Here is a 15,562-nt window from a genome sequence, read left to right on the forward strand (position 1 = left end):
GAAGCTCTTGTGACGTTGGTGGCCACTACGGCGGTCATGGCGGCCACCAACGTCACAAGAGCTTCGGTCACATGCTGTTCTCCAGCTGACCGGCACACGAAGAAGCCCCCGGTCGCGGTGAGCGCCGGGGGCTTCGGTGTGTGGACGATACTGGGATTGAACCAGTGACCTCTTCCGTGTCAGGGAAGCGCTCTCCCGCTGAGCTAATCGTCCTCGGGACCACGATCCGGGGATCATGGGCGGTGCGTGCGCGATACTGGGATTGAACCAGTGACCTCTTCCGTGTCAGGGAAGCGCTCTCCCGCTGAGCTAATCGCGCGGGGATCCTCGCGGACCAAGTCCTTGCGGACCAGTGGACGATACTGGGATTGAACCAGTGACCTCTTCCGTGTCAGGGAAGCGCTCTCCCGCTGAGCTAATCGTCCTTGGAGGTGGAGACGGGATTTGAACCCGTGTAGACGGCTTTGCAGGCCGTTGCCTCGCCTCTCGGCCACTCCACCAGGAGTGCGGGGGGTCGGGAAGATCCCCCACTTCCTGCGAGCGGACGACCAGGTTCGAACTGGCGACCTCAACCTTGGCAAGGTTGCGCTCTACCAACTGAGCTACGTCCGCTTGTCGTTTCCGCTCGGCTTGCGCGTCGCGGCGACGAGTTGAACTCTAGCGGATTCCGGGGCCAGCACAAAAACGCGTTTGTGCAGCGTGCTGGCCTGCGGCTACGGCAACACATGGTCAGGGCACCCGTGGGGACACGGCCGGGCAACCTGTGAGACACCCGCCATAGACTCGACGGCGTGTCCCGTCTCGTCCCCCTCGCCCGTTTCGGCGGCCGTGTCGCCACCGGTCTCCTCGATGTCACCAGCGATCCCGCGGCCCTGGACTCCACCGGCTTCTGGGCGGTCGCGGCCGACTTCGAGGGCCGTCTGACCTGCGCGCGCTTCCGCGACGTACGACACGAACCGGTCCCGGCACCCGCCCCCGGCGCCTGGCACGCCCCCGCGACCGACGCCTGGACGACCTCGCTCGACCGCGCCGCCTACACCGCCGGCGTCCGCCGCATCCGGGAGCACATCGCGGCCGGCGAGGTCTACCAGGCCAACCTGTGCCGCGTCCTGTCCGCACCGGTCGCCCCCGACGCCGACGTGGACGCCCTCGCCGCCCTGCTCGCACGCGGCAACCCGGCGCCGTACGCAGGAACGATCCGGCTGCCCGGGCACGGGGTGGAGATAGCCACCGCCTCGCCCGAACTCTTCCTGCGCCGCACCGGGCGGGTCGTCGAGTCGGGGCCGATCAAGGGGACCGGGCGGACCGAGGCGGACCTGTTGCAGAAGGACTACGCCGAGAACGTGATGATCGTGGACCTGGTCCGCAACGACCTGGGCCGGGTGTGTGCCACGGGGACCGTGACCGTGCCGGACCTGTGTGTCGTCGAGAAGCACCCCGGTCTCGTCCATCTCGTGTCGACGGTCCGGGGTGAGCTGCCCGCGGCGGCCGGCTGGCCCGAGCTGCTCGCCGCCGCCTTCCCGCCCGGCAGCGTCACCGGTGCCCCCAAGTCCAGTGCCCTGCGCATCATCGGCGCCCTGGAGAACGCGCCGCGCGGCCCCTACTGCGGGGGCATCGGCTGGGTCGACGCGGACCGCGGGACCGGTGAACTGGCCGTCGGCATCCGCACGTTCTGGATCGACCGTGCCGACGGCGCGCTCCGTTTCGGCACCGGTGCGGGCATCACCTGGGGTTCGGACCCCGAGGGGGAGTGGCGGGAGACCGAGCTGAAGGCGGCCCGGCTGCTCGCGATAGCGTCGGGCGCGTACGAGGTGAGCGGAGGGGCTCTTTCATGAAGATCTGGCTCGACGGCGGGCTCCAGGACACCGAGTCCGCCCGTGTCTCCGTCTTCGACCACGGACTGACCGTGGGCGACGGCATTTTCGAGACGGTGAAGGCGACGGACGGGAAGACGTTCGCGCTGACCCGCCATCTCGACCGGCTGACCCGCTCCGCGCGCGGCCTCGGCCTCCCCGACCCCGACCTCGACGAGGTCCGTCGCGGCTGTGCGGCCGTCCTCGCCGCCAACCCGCTGCCGTTCGGCCGGCTCCGCATCACGTACACCGGCGGCCACGGCCCGCTCGGCTCCGACCGCGGCGAGCACGGCCCGACCCTCGTGGTCGCCCTCGGCGAGGCGAAGCGCCGCCCCGACTCCACGGCCGTGGTCACCGTCCCGTGGACCCGCAACGAGCGCGGCGCCCTCGCAGGCCTCAAGACCACCTCGTACGCCGAGAACGTCGTCGCGCTCGCCCGTGCCCACCAACACGGCGCCTCCGAGGCCCTGTTCGCCAACACGGTCGGCCAACTCTGCGAAGGCACGGGGTCGAACGTCTTCGTCGTCCTGGACGGCGAGATCCACACCCCGCCGGTCGCCTCCGGCTGTCTCGCCGGCATCACCCGCGCCCTGACCGTCGAATGGACCGGCGCCAAGGAGACCGACCTGCCGCTGGACGTCCTCGAGCGCGCCGACGAGGTCTTCCTCACGTCGTCCCTGCGGGACGTCCAGGCCGTGCACCTGGTCGACGCCCGCCAACTCCCGGGCGCGGCAGGGCCGGTGACCGCCAAGGCGATGCGCGTCTTCGACGAGCGGTCGGCCGACGACCTTGATCCATAAAGGCCTCATTTATTGGGCTGACCTGGTGCTCCGGGTCGGGTAGAACACAGTTGATGACCACAACCCTGCGGCCGACCGAGCCGCTTCAGCAGGAGGCCGACGGGTCGCGTTCACGCCGTTACCAGGTGTGCGTGAACAGCCGTCCCGTCGGCTCGATCACCCTCGGCACGCATCCGTCCTACGGTGACTCGGCGGCCCTGATCCTGGACCTGGGCATCGACGAACCGGACCGTCGGCGCGGCCGGGGCACGGTGGCCGCGCTCGCCGCCGAGGAGGTGGTGCGGGGCTGGGGCTGCGACCGCATCGAGGTGTCCGTACCCGCGGAGGCGGAGGCGGCGCTGAGGGTGGCGACTGCCCTCGGATACGTCGTCCGCAACCGCCACATGGAGAAGCCGCTCGGCGACACCGCGCCCGAACTGCCCGCGGGGAGCCGGGGTCGGCCCATGACCCAGGAGGAGTACGGCCCCTGGAAGGACCTCGGGACGCGGGACTTCGCGAAGAGCTGGACCGATCGCGGGGTGCCCGAGGCCGAGGCCCTGGCCAGGGCGCTGCAGAGCAACGCCGATCTGCTGCCCGACGGACTCGCCACCGCGAACATGACCTTCAGCGTCCTGGAACACGACGGGGAGGTGGTGGGCACGCTCTGGACGGGCCTCCGCGAGGGCAGGGCCTTCGTCTACAAGGTCGAGTCCGACGCGCGTCATCGGGGCAGGGGCCACGGCCGCTCCCTGATGCTCCTGGCCGAGGCGCAGGCCGTCGCCACCGGACTGCCGGCCATCAAACTGAACGTCTTCGCGGGCAACACCCCGGCCGAGCGGCTCTACGAGTCGCTCGGCTACGAGACGGTCACCCACCACCTGTACAAGAGCCTGCTCTGACGCCTGCCGCGAGGCTCACTCGGCCCCGGCGAGCAACCGGTCGGCGATCTCCTCGATACGGGCGCGGAGCCCTTCCTGGCTCTTGCCGCCGTCGAGGCGCTCGCCGCCGATGACATACGTCGGGGTGCCGGTGACGCCGATGGCCTTGCCCTCGGCCTGGTCGGCGTCGACGATCAGGATGTGCCGGCCGTCGATCAGCGCGGTGTCGAACTCCTCGGCGTCGAGACCGAGTTCGGCGGCCACCTCGACCAGGAAGGGTTCTCCCTTACGGTCCAGCTCCGCGACCCGGCCGAGCACGGCCTCGATGTAGTCCCAGCCCTTTCCCTGTTCGACGGCCTCCTCGGCGGCCTGCGCGGCGGCGAACGCGTGCTTGTGCTTCTCCACCGGGAAGTGCCGCAGCCGCACCTCCAGCCGGTCGCCGTAGCGGGCCCGCAGGGCGCGTACATCGTCCAGGGCGGTGGCACAGTCCGGGCACTGGAGCTCGCACCAGACGTCGAGGACGGGGGTGCGCACGGAGGGGAGGTCACTCATGGCCCCAGTCTCCCAGCCCCGGCCGAGCCGCCCCAACCGGGACCACAGAACGCGTTCCTACGACACCAGGACGCGTTTCTACGACGCCGACCGGCACCTGGGGAGGAGTCGACCCGGAGATGTCCCTGAGGTCCGACTCAGGCATGGCCTCCCGGGGACCAGACGGTGCAGGATGGAAGGGACGAAGTGCGCGTTGCCCGATCAACCGCACGCCGCCCGAACCGCTGCTACCCGAACCGAACGATGCTGGAGGACCGGATGATTGCCGAGACCGTCTGTTCCGCCGTCTCTGCGGCCGGCCTGGGCATCGCGGCGGTCACCGCGTACCGCAAGCGTTTTCTCTCCGCCGCGCGGATCGCCGCCTATTCGCTGGTGCCGGTGGGCCTGGTGATGACCGGGGTCGTCGGCTGGGCGGCCGACACCGCGTTCAGTCCCACGGCCTGGGCCGGATTCGTGGTGCTGGGCGGCGCCTGGCTGCTCTTCACGGGCACCCGCGCGGTGGAGCGCCGCCGTGGTGGCACCCGAAAGGAGCGCAGGGCGGCGCGTGGCTCCGCCCAGACCGAGGCGGTGGCCCCCGCGGCCTCCGCCCCCTCCCTGGGCCCGTCCACCCGCCCGGCGACCCGGCCCGCGGCCGCGCCCCGCGCACAGAGCGGGGACGACTTCAGCGACATCGAGGCCATCCTGAAGAAGCACGGGATATGAAGCGGCGGTGCGTGTGCGAGCCCGGTACATGAGTGCGCCCGGCACCTGAGGATGCACCGCACATGACGGCCGGACCGGACCGCGAATGAAACGACACAGAGTGAGCCGGGTCCGCCGGTAAGCGTTCAGGAGTCGTCGCGACTCGAAACGGACATCACGGAATTCGGCGAACTCCCTCTCATAACGGGCGTGTTGATCGCGCCGGGGGTCTCCGCTGCGTCATCATCGCGGCGAGATGCTGGACACGACACAGAGCGACGCCGCGCCGCCGAAGGACGAGCCGCGCGGGTGCCTTTTCGCCCTTTCCCAGCCACCGCTGATGATCTTCCTTGCGGTGATCGGGTGTCTGCTGCTCATGGCCTCGCTGCACGACCTGCTGATGCTGTGAGCCGTACTCGTGGTCCCCGACGTCACCCGCCGGGGGCCACGACCTCATCGAGATCCCTCGCACTCTTCGAGATCCCTCGCGCGGGGCGTCGCCCCGCCGCTCTGGTCCTGGTCGGCCCTCAGCCCGCCGCTTCCTTGCGCCGCGCCCGGTACGCGGCCACGTGCAGCCTGTTCCCGCAGGTCCGGCTGTCGCAGTAGCGGCGGGAGCGATTGCGGGAGAGGTCGACGAAGGCGCGTCGGCAGTCGGGGGCCTCGCAGCGGCGCAGCCGCTCCTGCTCGCCGGCCACCACGAAGAACGCGAGCGCCATCCCGCAGTCGGCGGCGAGATGGTCGGCGACCGAGGCACCCGGCGCGAAGTAGTGCACATGCCAGTCGTAGCCGTCGTGGTCCGTGAGCCGGGGTGTGGTGCCCGCGGCGGCGACCAGATCGTTGATCACTCCGGCGGCGGCCCGGGGGTTCGGGGCCGAGAAGACCGAGGTGAACCGGCCGCGGATCTTGCGCACGGCGGAGAGGTCGAACTCCGAGAGCACCCCGACATCGCTGATCTCGTGGTTTCGTACGAAATCCGCGAGCTGCGCGACATCCTGCAGTCCGTCCGGCGCCGTGGCGTCCTCCGGTGCGGTGTTCACCAGATCGACCACGGTGTCGAGGGCACACCGGGTGTCGTGGGTGATCAGCACGTTTCGCTCCCTGGCCTGGGGGTCGGGCGGGCGCCCGCCGATGCTGGCCGATGGTAGTGGCTTCCCGGAGGACGGCCCCATGCACCTATGAACGGCATCGGGCCCCCGGCGGTTCCCCGGGCGACGGAGAGCTGCACGCCGGGCACCACGGAGAGCCGCACGCCGGGCACCCACGGAGAGTCGCCGGGATCGGGGGCTCCACACGCACCGGCGCCGCCCCCGCGACGAATCGCGGCGACGGCGCCGGTGTGTGCCCTATGCGGTTGTCTGTGCCCGAGCCGTCTCCCCGAGTTCGGACGGCGCCGGGCGGCTTGGTGGGACCTCGCGCTAGCTCTCCGCCAGGATGTGCGACAGCTCCTGATCCAGGTCGAAGTGCCGGTGCTCCGTGCCAGGTGGCACGGCGGCGTCCGTCCGCTTCAGGAAGGACTCCAGGGCCCGTGCGGGAGCCTCCAGCAGGGCTTCGCCCTCGGGAGAACTCAGTGCGATGCAGACGACGCCCTGACCGTGACTACGGGATGGCCAGACACGGACGTCGCCGGTGCCGGTGGGCCGGTGGAGGCCCTCCGCGAGAAGATCGCGGGCGAACACCCATTCGACCGTCTCCTCGGCTCCGGTGTGGAAGGTGGCGTGCACGGCGTAGGGGTCGGCCGTGTCGTACCGCAGGCCTGCGGGGACAGGCAGGGATGACTCGCTCGACACAACGAGGCGCAGGTGCAGCTCGCAGCTGACCGTGGTGTTCATAAGCGCCAGGGCCTTTCGCTCAGTGTGCGCTCGGGGATTCGCACGTCGGCGAAATCGACATGCCACCTACGGTGCCGTTGTAAACCCCTCTGAGTGTTTTGCGTGCCTTTACGTAACTCTTCCGGCCGAGGGCTCGATCGCTCCGCGGGGCCATTCCGGTGACTGGTTTCCCTCGGGTAGGGTTTGTCCGTATGAATACGGGGAGTGACGAACCGGGTGAGGTCGCCGTGGCATCGGACGGGGCGGCCGGGGAGACACCGGACGAGACGCGAGTGGACGAGGCGCGGAGCGGGCAAGGGCTCGGTTCCAAGGCGCCGGAATTCATCAAGGCACGCCGTGCGCTGCATCTGAGCTGGCAGGTCGGTGTCTTCGTCATCGGCCTCGCGGTCGTTGCCGCCGGCATCGTCATGCTGCCGCTGCCGGGACCCGGCTGGGTCGTGATCTTCGGCGGCATGGCGATCTGGGCGACCGAGTTCGTCTGGGCCCAGCTGGTGCTCCGCTGGACGAAACGCAAGGTCACCGAGGCGGCACAGCGCGCGCTCGACCCCGCCGTACGCCGTCGCAACATCGTGCTGACCTCGATCGGTCTGGTGATCGTGGTCGCCCTGGTGGGCTTCTATGTCTGGAAGTTCGGTGTCGTGATGCCCTGGAAGATCAAGGACCAGTGACCCGGTGACGGCGTCCGGGCGCCGTCCCGCGCTGGTCGGGGCACCTGCTGACATGGGGTAATGTTCTCCGTGCGCCCGGGCGATTAGCTCAGTGGGAGAGCGCTTCGTTCACACCGAAGAGGTCACTGGTTCGAACCCAGTATCGCCCACCCGGACCGACGGCCCGCCTGTGATAACACAGGCGGGCCGTCGTCGTTCCCTCACCGGGGCGGTGCCGTCAACTCCCCGTCGTCCAGGCGTTTTTCGGCCGGACGTCAGCCGAGTGCAGCAGGCCGCTTTCTGTTCGGTCGGCCGATCGTGCGCGTCTCACCTGCAGTGTCTGTCCCGTCGCGCCCGCAAAGCGCCCGGCGGCGCCGTCGTGGTGCTCAGCCGCTCCACAAGAAATTCCTGTCCGAATCATTGACGCACCCCGAGGGCCTCCGTAACTTGTGCCAGCAAGCGCTTACTTGAAACGATTCATGCAGGTGGCAACGACGCTACGGGGAGGGCCCGTCATGGGAACCGGCACGAATGTGGAGAGGCGTACGGTCTTGAAGGCCGCGGGAGTCTCGGCGGTCACGCTGGGGCTGGCCGCGACGGGATGCGGCGGGAACGACGGGACGTCCGCGGACGGGACGGTGACGATCCGTTACTCGTGGTGGGGTGCCGAGGAGCGGGCGAAAAAGATCAATCAGTCCATCGCGCTCTTCGAGAAGAAGTATCCGAAGATCAAGGTGAAGACGGACTTTCAGGACTATCCCTCTTTCTGGGAGAAGTTCCAGACACAGGCCGCGGGCGGAAATCCACCGGACGTATTCCAGAACGCCGTCGGATTTCTTCGGAAGTACGACAAGAGAGGCGTCCTACTCGATCTGAGATCACAGATCGACGCCGGCAATCTGAGCCTGGATCACTTCCGTGCGGGCGTCACCAAAGTGGGCGAGGTCGACGGCAGGCAACTCGGCGTTCCGGTCGGCTCGAACACCATGGCGCTGGTCATCGACAAGAAGGTCTACGAACGGGCCGGCATCGACCCCACGGCCGGCTGGACCTGGGACGAGTACTTCAAGGCACTCAAGACGATCCACGACAAGACCGAAGTCCCCGGGGACACCGGCTACTTCAGCATCATGTACCTGTACGACCTCTACCTCCGGCAGAACGGCAAGGCCTTCTTCACCAAGGACGGCCTCGGATTCGAGGAGTCGGATCTGACGGACTGGTGGACGGACGGGTACGGCCGCGTGAAGGCCGGCATCGTCACCTCCCCGAAGGTCGTCGCCCAGGACACCCCCAAGTCCTCCCTCTCGGCGGGCCACGGCGCCTCGGAATTCACCTGGGACAACTTCACCGTCCGCTACACGGCGGAGGGCACCAGCGACTACGGCCTCGCCCCGATCCCCACCACCGACGGCAAGCACACCGGCCAGTACCTCGGCTCCCTGATGCTCAGCGGCTCCGCACACACCAAGCACCCGAAGGAGGTCGCCCAGCTCATCGACTTCATGGTCCATGATCCCGCCGTCGGCAGGATCATGGGCTACGACCGGGGCATCCTCGCGACCACCGAGCAGTACGACGCGTTCAAGCCGACCGACACGGTCCAGAAGGAGATCGCCCAATACGAGGTCGACACCGCCAAGGCCGGTGTCCTGGGGACGATCACCCCGCACCCGTCCGGCGCCGACACCGCCGAGTCCGCCTTCCTCCGCATCGGCGGCGACATGGCACTGGGCAAGACCAAGGTCGCCGATGCGGTCAAGCAGTTCTTCTCCGAGGCGCAGGCCGCCTTCTCCGCCTGATGGGAACCGCCGTGACGCTCGTCGACGACGCTCCGCCCGACACCCGGCGGACCCGCTCCGCAGCCCCCGCCGCCAAGAAGCGGCGGGGGCGCCGCGAGAACCTCGCCGGTTATCTCTTCATGTCCCCCTGGATCGCCGGCTTCCTGCTGCTGACCGCCGGGCCCATGGTCGCCTCGCTCTACTTCGCGTTCACCGACTACAACCTCTTCGACAGCCCGAAGTGGATCGGCTTCGACAACTTCACCCGGATGTTCGACGACCCGAGGTGGCAGAAGTCGGTGGAGGTGACGGCGAAGTACGTCGTCATCGGCACCCCGCTGAAGCTCCTCCTCGCCCTCGGCGTCGCCATGCTGCTCGCCCAGAGCCGCCGCGGGCAGGCCCTCTACCGGGCGGCCTTCTACGCCCCCTCGCTCATCGGCGCGAGCGTCTCGATCGGCTTCGTCTGGCGCTCGCTGTTCTCCGACGGCGCCGTCGTGGACCGTACGCAGTCCCTCTTCGGCTCCCATGTCGGCGGCTGGGTGGGCGACCCCGACTGGATCCTCTACTCCCTGGTCGCGCTCACCGTCTGGCAGTTCGGCGCACCGATGGTCATCTTCCTCGCCGGGCTCAAGCAGGTTCCGAGAGAGCTGTACGAGGCGGCCGAGATGGACGGAGCCGGCCCCTTCCGCCGCTTCTGGAACATCACGCTGCCGATGATCTCCCCGGTCCTCTTCTTCAACGTCCTCCTGGAGACCATCCACTCCTTCCAGATCTTCGGCTCGGCGTACGTCGTCTCCAACTCCCAGTGCGGACCGGCCGACGCCACGCTCGTCTACACCTGCTACCTCTACCAACAGGGCTTCAAGAACGCCCAGATGGGCTTCGCCTCCGCGATGGCCTGGATGCTGCTGCTCGCCGTGGCGCTGGTGACGGCCGTCCTCTTCTGGTCGCAGAAGAAGTGGGTGCACTACGAGGAGGACGTCCGATGAGTCGTTCGTTGAGTGCCACCACTGTCCCCAAGTCCCCAGGTCTGGGGCGCAAGCGCACCGGCTCCCTCGTCTGGCACATTGGAGCGCTGGCCGTCCTCGCCGTCGTCCTCTACCCGGTCCTGTGGGTCATCGGCGCCTCGTTCAAGCCGAGCAAGGACGTCATCGGCAGCCTGCAACTCTTCCCCGGGCACCCGATCCTCACCAACTTCAAGGGCCTGGCCAAGGGCATCGCCGACATCTCGATCTGGACCTTCTTCCAGAACTCCCTCTTCTACGCCCTCGGTTCGGTCCTCGGCATCCTCATCTCCTGCTCCCTGACGGCCTACGCCTTCGCCCGCATCCGGTTCGCCGGCCGCAACCTGCTCTTCTCCCTCATGATCGGCACGCTCCTGCTGCCGTACCACGTGTTGCTGATCCCGCAGTACGTGATGTTCCAGAAGCTCCAACTGGTCAACACCTACGTCCCGTTGCTCATCGGCAAGTACCTGGCGACCGAGGCGTTCTTCGTCTTCCTCATGGTGCAGTTCATGCGCAACCTGCCGAAGGAACTGGACGAGGCGGCCCGCCTCGACGGCTGCGGACACCTGCGGATCTACTGGTCGATCGTGCTGCCGCTGTGCCGGCCCGCGCTGATCACCAGCGCGATCTTCACCTTCATCAACGCCTGGAACGACTTCATGGGCCCGCTGATCTACCTCAACGAACCAGGCAAGTACACCGTCTCCCTGGGCCTGATGATGTTCCGCGACTCCGACGGTGTGGCGGCCAACTACGGCGGATTGATCGCGATGTCGCTGGTCGCGCTGCTGCCGGTGCTGCTGTTCTTCCTCGCCTTCCAGCGGTACCTGATCGACGGTATGGCGACCTCCGGACTGAAGGGCTGAGACGGTGGCCGAAGCACGCGTGAAGGTACGCGGGGAGTCCGTCTTCGCCGAGCGGTTCGGGGTCTTCACCGAATGTCTGCTCACCGGGGTGTGGATCGCCGTCGCCTCGGCGGGAGTTGTCACGTATCCCGCCGCGTTCGCCGCCGGGGCACGGCACTTGAGGCGCCGCACGGGCCATGTGGGCGGCGGCTGGCGGGAGTTCGTCGCGGACTTCCGGGTCGCGGTGCGTGGCGGATGGGTCGTCGGGCTCGCGGGGTGGCTCGCAGCGGCCGCCGTGTGGGTGGACGTCCAGGCCGTGCGCGCGGGGCTGCCCGGTGGCCCGCTCGTCGGGGCCGTCGGCGTCTTCGCCCTGCTCGGGATCGTCGTCGCCGGGATGCGCGCGGCGGCGGTCTGGGCGCCGGGGGACACCTGGCGGGCGCTGCTCGCCGAGGCAGGGCGCCGTACGGTGCTCGATCCCGCCGGTTCCTTCCTGCTCGTCGGCGGGCTGGTCCTCGTCGGCTGTTCCGCCCTGCTGATCGCACCGTTGGCGGTCCCCGTGCTGGGAGCCGTCGCCGCGGCGGCCGTCGCCGTGGAGGAGCGGTACCGGCACCGCTGACGGGCGGTGCGCACGCACCAGGTCGGCGCTCTCCCGGCGCCGCACCTCTCTCTGTCATGCCCCTGACCACTCGAACGCGAAGAACACCTCCCGCACAGCCGTCCCGCACGGAAGGAAAGGCTGAAATCTCATGTCTCCCATTCCCCGCAGGTCCCTGCTCAAGGCGGCCGCCGTCGCCGGTGCCGCCGCGCAGTTCAGCTGGGTGCTCGGAGCGAAGGACGCGCAGGCCGCGCCCAGAGCGGCGGCGGCCGCAGACGACCCGGTGACCCTCGACTGGCTGGAGGACGGCGGTCTCGGCGCCGCGCCCGGTTCGACGGTCGGTGTGCCGTGGCCGATGGGCACCTACCAGGAGGACCAGACGTTCGCGCTGACGGACGCCGGGGGCGCGGCCGTACCGGTGCAGTCCTGGCCGATCGCGTACTGGCCCGACGGCTCGCTCAAGTGGACTGCCCACGCGGTGAGTTCGGGATCCGGCAAGCTGACCCTCACCGCCGGGGACACGGCCGTCCCCGACAACAAGGTGACGGTCGACAAGAGCGGCGGCACCATCGACGTGTCGACCGGCGTCATCACGGCGAAGATCGGTAAGAACGGCTCCACCCTCATCAAGTCGGTCACCCGGGGCGGCACGGAGATCGCCAAGAACGGCCGGCTCGTCCTCATCCGGCAGCCGGAGATCGAGGACGAGGACCAGGGCGCGGTGAAGACCGAGCGCTTCGACGGGGTGATCGGCGAGGTCACCGTCGAACAGGACGGTCCGGTCAGGGCGGTGGTCCGCATCGACGGCAAACACCGCAAGGGCGGCCGGAGTTGGCTGCCGTTCTCGATCCGCCTCTACTTCTACGCGGGCGCCGACTCCTTCCGCATGGTCCACACGATCACCTTCGACGGCACGGTCGAGCCGGGCAAGGCCAGCGGTGACTTCATCCGCGGCCTCGGCGTCCGCTTCACCGTGCCGATGCGGGACGCGGCCTACGACCGCCACATCCGCATCGGCGGCGAAGGAACAGGCCTACTTCGGGAGGCAGTTCAGGGGATCACGGGCCTGCGTCGCGACCCGGGCGCGACCGTCCAGGCGGCCCAGTACGCGGGCCGGAAGCTCGCCGATCCCTCCACCTGGGACCAACGGGTCACGACCCGCCTCCAGTACATCCCCCAGTGGGGCGACTACACCCTCTCCCAGCTCTCCGCCGACGGCTTCACTCTCCGCAAGCGCACCACGAAGGGCTACGGCTGGATCCCCGCCGGCGGTGGCGGACACGCCTCCGGATTCGGGTACGTCGGCGGGGCGAGCGGCGGATTCTCCTTCGGGCTGCGGGACTTCTGGGAGAAGTTCCCCGCGCAGCTCGACATCCGCGACGCGCACACCGACGAGGCCGAGGTCACCCTCTGGCTCTGGTCGCCCGAGGCCCAGCCGATGGACCTGCGCTTCTACCACGACGGCATGGGTCAGGACACCTACGCCGAACAGCTCCAGGGCCTCGAAATCACCTACGAGGACTACGAGCCCGAATTCGGCACCCCGTACGGCATCGCCCGCACCTCCGAACTCCTCTTCTGGGCCAACGAGTCGACGCCGACCCCGGAGACCCTCGCCCAACAGGTCGAAGCGGTACGGGTGTTGCCGCAACTCGCCGCCCCGCCGCAGCAGTTGATCAAGTCCAAGGTCTTCGGCCCCGGCCTCTACTCCGAGCCCGACCGCTCCACCACCGCCAAGGCGAAGATCGAGGACCACCTCGACTTCCTCTTCACCTACTACAAGGACCAGGTGGCGCAACGCCGTTGGTACGGCTTCTGGGACTACGGCGACTTCATGCATTCCTACGACACCGTGCGCCACCAGTGGCGGTACGACATCGGCGGCTACGCCTGGGACAACTCCGAGCTGTCGCCGGACATCTGGCTGTGGTTCGCGTACCTCCGCTCGGGCCGCGCGGACATCTTCCGCTTCGCCGAGGCGCTCACCCGGCACACCGGTGAGGTCGACGTCTACCACCTGGGCCAGTGGGCCGGGTTGGGGACCCGGCACGGCGTCCAGCACTACGCCGACAGCGCCAAGCAGCAGCGCATCGCCAACACCACCTACCGGCGCTACTACTACTTCCTCACAGCTGACGAACGCGTCGGCGACCTCATGGCCGCCAACGTCGACTCCGACGAGACGTTCCTCGTCCTCGACCCGATCCGCAAGATCCGCACCGCGCCGTACACGCCGGACCGGCACGCCCTGTCGATCGGATTCGGCACGGACTGGAGCGGGTTGGTGTCGGCGTGGCTGACCGAGTGGGAGCGCAGGGGCCCCAAGTGGGAGAAGGCGAAGGCACGCGTCCTGTCCACGATGGAGACAATCGCCGCCCAGCCCAACGGATTTGTGCAGGGAAGCGGGCTGTACGACCTCGACACCGGCAAGTTCGCCGTCGCCTCCGCCCCGGTGGTCTCCGTCTCGCACCTCTCGGCGGTCTTCGGCCTCAACGAGCTGTGCGCGGAGCTGATCCACCTCGTCGACATGCCCAAGTTCAAGGAGGTGTACATGGATTACTGCCGCTACTTCAATGCCTCCAAGACCGAACAGGCGGCACGCTACGGCTCCAACTTCGGCACCCTGCTGCTCTTCCAGGGCCATTCACGCCTCGACGCCTACGCCGCCGTACAACTCGACGACGCGACGCTCGCCAAGCGTGCCTGGACGAAGTTCTACGGCTCGGACGGCTACATGGAGTCGTCCCCGTGGAAGACGGAGCCGCTGACCGGCCCGGTGACGCTCGTGCCGGGCAGCGAAGCCGCGTGGGTGTCGTCGAACGACACCGCGCTGTACGGCCTCGCCGCCATCGAGAACCTGGCGCTGCTCGGCGACAAGATGCCCTAGCCCGGGGCTAGTTCATCTTCCCCAGGACCTCCCGCACCCGCCGGGCGTCCCGGATCCGCTGCTCGTACGTCGCGCCGAGTGCGAGCAGCAGGAGTCCGGCGAGGGCGGGCGGTGCCCAGCGGGGGAGAGCGCCGACGACCTGGACGAGGTACGGGGCGAGTTCGTGCAGCGTGTCCAGGGCGAGGGTGCCGCCGCCGAGGACGAGCGGTGCCTGGAGGCGGTGCCGGGCGCCGAGCAGGGTGACGGCCAGCGCGGCCAGGCCCAGCAGCAGCGGGCGCGTCCAGTGCGGGTCTGCCCAGGCGGCGAGGAGGCTCGGGGCGAGGGTGGCGGCGAGCCCGGGGCCGTAGGCCGGCCAGGACGAGACGCTCGGGTCGCGGCGCCTGCGCAGCGCGCCGACCAGCAGCGCCGGGACGGTCACCGGCAGGGTGTACGCCTCGGGGCTGCCGACGTCCCACGCGGACAGCCGTACCCAGGCGGCGAGGACGAACAGGACGGCCGCCGCATAGCCGACGTGCCTGCGGTCGGAGCGTACCGCCGTGCCCGCCGCGATCACTCCGCACAGGGCCAACACGAGTGCCAGGATGGGGAGTTCGGATCCGGCGAGACCGATCGCGAGTACGCCCGCGACGGCACCCGAGATCTCGACCACCACCGTCGTGACCGGATCTGTGACACGTGCGGCGAGCAGCGCGGCCGCCAGCGGTACGGCGAGCACCAGCAACGCGGTGTGCTGCGGCTGCCAGTCGAGGGCCGCGCCCACCGCGCAGGCGAGGGCCGTGGCGTACCCCAGGGAGAAGCCGGCCGAGACCGGCGTGAGCCGCCCGCGCCAGGCCGCAGCCGCGAACAGGGCGGCCAGCGAGGCGAGTACGGCGAGCGTGGCAGGTTCGGAGGGCAGTGCGAGGGCGGCGAGGTCGAGGGAGGAGAACAGGGCGAGGGCCGTGGCGACGCGGTGGGTGAGCGAGAGCAGAGCCACGACGATGAGCCCGGTCATCAAGAGGCCGATGCTGTACGGCAGTTGGAGTGCGGCCGGGACGAGCATCGCCGTCAGCCACGCCAGTGACAGTGCGGCGGCCAGGGCCTGCGGCCGCCATGCGGGGCTGCGTACGGCGAACGCCAGTACCGCGGCAACCGCGACGAGCACCAAGGGTGCGGTGCTCTCGTGCGCCGGCCACGCCATGCCCACGGTAGCCGCGGCACGTGTGTCGTCCGGCGCGCCGGACCAGATGTG

Annotated in this window: 15 protein-coding genes and 6 tRNA genes; 12 read left to right on the forward strand and 9 right to left on the reverse strand. The window is 69.1% G+C overall.

The window, feature by feature from the left end; all coding sequences use genetic code 11:
* Positions 1-141: 141 nt before the first annotated feature.
* The 5 genes from JHN63_RS44125 to JHN63_RS44145 all read right to left on the reverse strand — a co-directional run bounded on the left by JHN63_RS44125 (position 142) and on the right by JHN63_RS44145 (position 612).
* Positions 142-213, reverse strand: a tRNA-Val gene (locus tag JHN63_RS44125).
* A 34-nt stretch (positions 214-247) separates the two neighbouring features.
* Positions 248-319, reverse strand: a tRNA-Val gene (locus JHN63_RS44130).
* Positions 320-353: 34 nt separating this feature from the next.
* Positions 354-425, reverse strand: a tRNA-Val gene (locus JHN63_RS44135).
* Between the two features lies 1 nt (position 426).
* A tRNA-Cys gene (locus JHN63_RS44140) sits at positions 427-500 on the reverse strand.
* Positions 501-539: 39 nt separating this feature from the next.
* Positions 540-612 (reverse strand) — tRNA-Gly (locus tag JHN63_RS44145).
* 179 nt (positions 613-791) lie between these two features.
* Here JHN63_RS44145 and JHN63_RS44150 point away from each other — a divergent pair.
* From JHN63_RS44150 to JHN63_RS44160, 3 genes are read left to right on the forward strand one after another with little or no spacing between them, the layout of a single operon-like run.
* Positions 792-1,835 (forward strand): chorismate-binding protein, encoded by a 1,044-nt coding sequence (locus JHN63_RS44150; protein WP_200690768.1) that lies wholly within the window; start codon positions 792-794, stop codon positions 1,833-1,835.
* Positions 1,832-2,653, forward strand: coding sequence for an aminotransferase class IV (locus JHN63_RS44155; protein ID WP_200690769.1), 822 nt, complete (start codon positions 1,832-1,834; stop codon positions 2,651-2,653). Before JHN63_RS44150 ends, JHN63_RS44155 begins: the two co-directional genes overlap by 4 nt.
* Positions 2,654-2,706: 53 nt before the next feature.
* Complete coding sequence (locus tag JHN63_RS44160) at positions 2,707-3,531, forward strand: GNAT family N-acetyltransferase (RefSeq protein ID WP_200690770.1); 825 nt, start codon at positions 2,707-2,709, stop codon at positions 3,529-3,531.
* A 15-nt stretch (positions 3,532-3,546) separates the two neighbouring features.
* On the opposite strand, the gene JHN63_RS44165 is transcribed toward JHN63_RS44160, so the two are convergent.
* The gene (locus JHN63_RS44165; protein ID WP_200690771.1) at positions 3,547-4,062 is read right to left on the reverse strand and encodes a DsbA family protein; all 516 of its coding nucleotides are present in this window, start codon (positions 4,060-4,062) and stop codon (positions 3,547-3,549) included.
* 258 nt (positions 4,063-4,320) lie between these two features.
* Between JHN63_RS44165 and JHN63_RS44170 the strand changes: the two genes are divergently transcribed.
* Positions 4,321-4,764 carry a hypothetical protein gene (locus tag JHN63_RS44170; RefSeq protein ID WP_200690772.1) on the forward strand — a complete coding sequence of 148 codons (444 nt, stop codon included), beginning with the start codon at positions 4,321-4,323 and terminating at the stop codon, positions 4,762-4,764.
* Positions 4,765-4,999: 235 nt separating this feature from the next.
* Positions 5,000-5,152 (forward strand): hypothetical protein, encoded by a 153-nt coding sequence (locus JHN63_RS44175; protein ID WP_019059824.1) that lies wholly within the window; start codon positions 5,000-5,002, stop codon positions 5,150-5,152.
* A 118-nt stretch (positions 5,153-5,270) separates the two neighbouring features.
* Here JHN63_RS44175 and JHN63_RS44180 read toward each other — a convergent pair whose 3' ends face one another.
* Together JHN63_RS44180 and JHN63_RS44185 are read right to left on the reverse strand one after the other, a co-directional pair.
* Entirely contained in the window at positions 5,271-5,831 is a 561-nt protein-coding gene (locus JHN63_RS44180) for a CGNR zinc finger domain-containing protein (RefSeq protein ID WP_200690773.1), read from the reverse strand.
* A gap of 327 nt (positions 5,832-6,158) precedes the next feature.
* Complete coding sequence (locus tag JHN63_RS44185) at positions 6,159-6,572, reverse strand: SsgA family sporulation/cell division regulator (protein WP_004002642.1); 414 nt, start codon at positions 6,570-6,572, stop codon at positions 6,159-6,161.
* A gap of 191 nt (positions 6,573-6,763) precedes the next feature.
* Here JHN63_RS44185 and JHN63_RS44190 point away from each other — a divergent pair, with 191 nt between their 5' ends.
* The 7 genes from JHN63_RS44190 to JHN63_RS44220 all read left to right on the forward strand — a co-directional run bounded on the left by JHN63_RS44190 (position 6,764) and on the right by JHN63_RS44220 (position 14,334).
* Positions 6,764-7,240, forward strand: a complete 477-nt coding sequence (locus tag JHN63_RS44190) for a TIGR02611 family protein (RefSeq protein WP_200690774.1) — start codon at positions 6,764-6,766, stop codon at positions 7,238-7,240.
* A 77-nt stretch (positions 7,241-7,317) separates the two neighbouring features.
* Positions 7,318-7,389: transfer RNA gene (locus tag JHN63_RS44195), tRNA-Val, on the forward strand.
* A gap of 345 nt (positions 7,390-7,734) precedes the next feature.
* Complete coding sequence (locus JHN63_RS44200) at positions 7,735-9,021, forward strand: ABC transporter substrate-binding protein (RefSeq protein WP_200690775.1); 1,287 nt, start codon at positions 7,735-7,737, stop codon at positions 9,019-9,021.
* Positions 9,021-9,989 carry a carbohydrate ABC transporter permease gene (locus JHN63_RS44205; RefSeq protein ID WP_200690776.1) on the forward strand — a complete coding sequence of 323 codons (969 nt, stop codon included), beginning with the start codon at positions 9,021-9,023 and terminating at the stop codon, positions 9,987-9,989. The genes JHN63_RS44200 and JHN63_RS44205 overlap by 1 nt, the downstream gene beginning before the upstream one ends.
* Positions 9,986-10,873: a carbohydrate ABC transporter permease gene (locus tag JHN63_RS44210; protein ID WP_200690777.1), complete on the forward strand. Its 888-nt coding sequence runs from the start codon at positions 9,986-9,988 to the stop codon at positions 10,871-10,873. The genes JHN63_RS44205 and JHN63_RS44210 overlap by 4 nt, the downstream gene beginning before the upstream one ends.
* A gap of 4 nt (positions 10,874-10,877) precedes the next feature.
* Entirely contained in the window at positions 10,878-11,468 is a 591-nt protein-coding gene (locus JHN63_RS44215) for a hypothetical protein (protein WP_200690778.1), read from the forward strand.
* 130 nt (positions 11,469-11,598) lie between these two features.
* A complete protein-coding gene (locus JHN63_RS44220) occupies positions 11,599-14,334 on the forward strand; it encodes a Tat pathway signal sequence domain protein (RefSeq protein WP_200690779.1) in 2,736 nt (911 codons plus the stop codon).
* 7 nt (positions 14,335-14,341) lie between these two features.
* On the opposite strand, the gene JHN63_RS44225 is transcribed toward JHN63_RS44220, so the two are convergent.
* A partial coding sequence (locus JHN63_RS44225) for an SCO7613 C-terminal domain-containing membrane protein (protein WP_374222998.1) occupies positions 14,342-15,562 on the reverse strand: 1,221 nt, incomplete at its 5' end.

It is taken from the genome of Streptomyces sp. MBT65 (assembly GCF_016612545.1).
Lineage (GTDB): Bacteria > Actinomycetota > Actinomycetes > Streptomycetales > Streptomycetaceae > Streptomyces.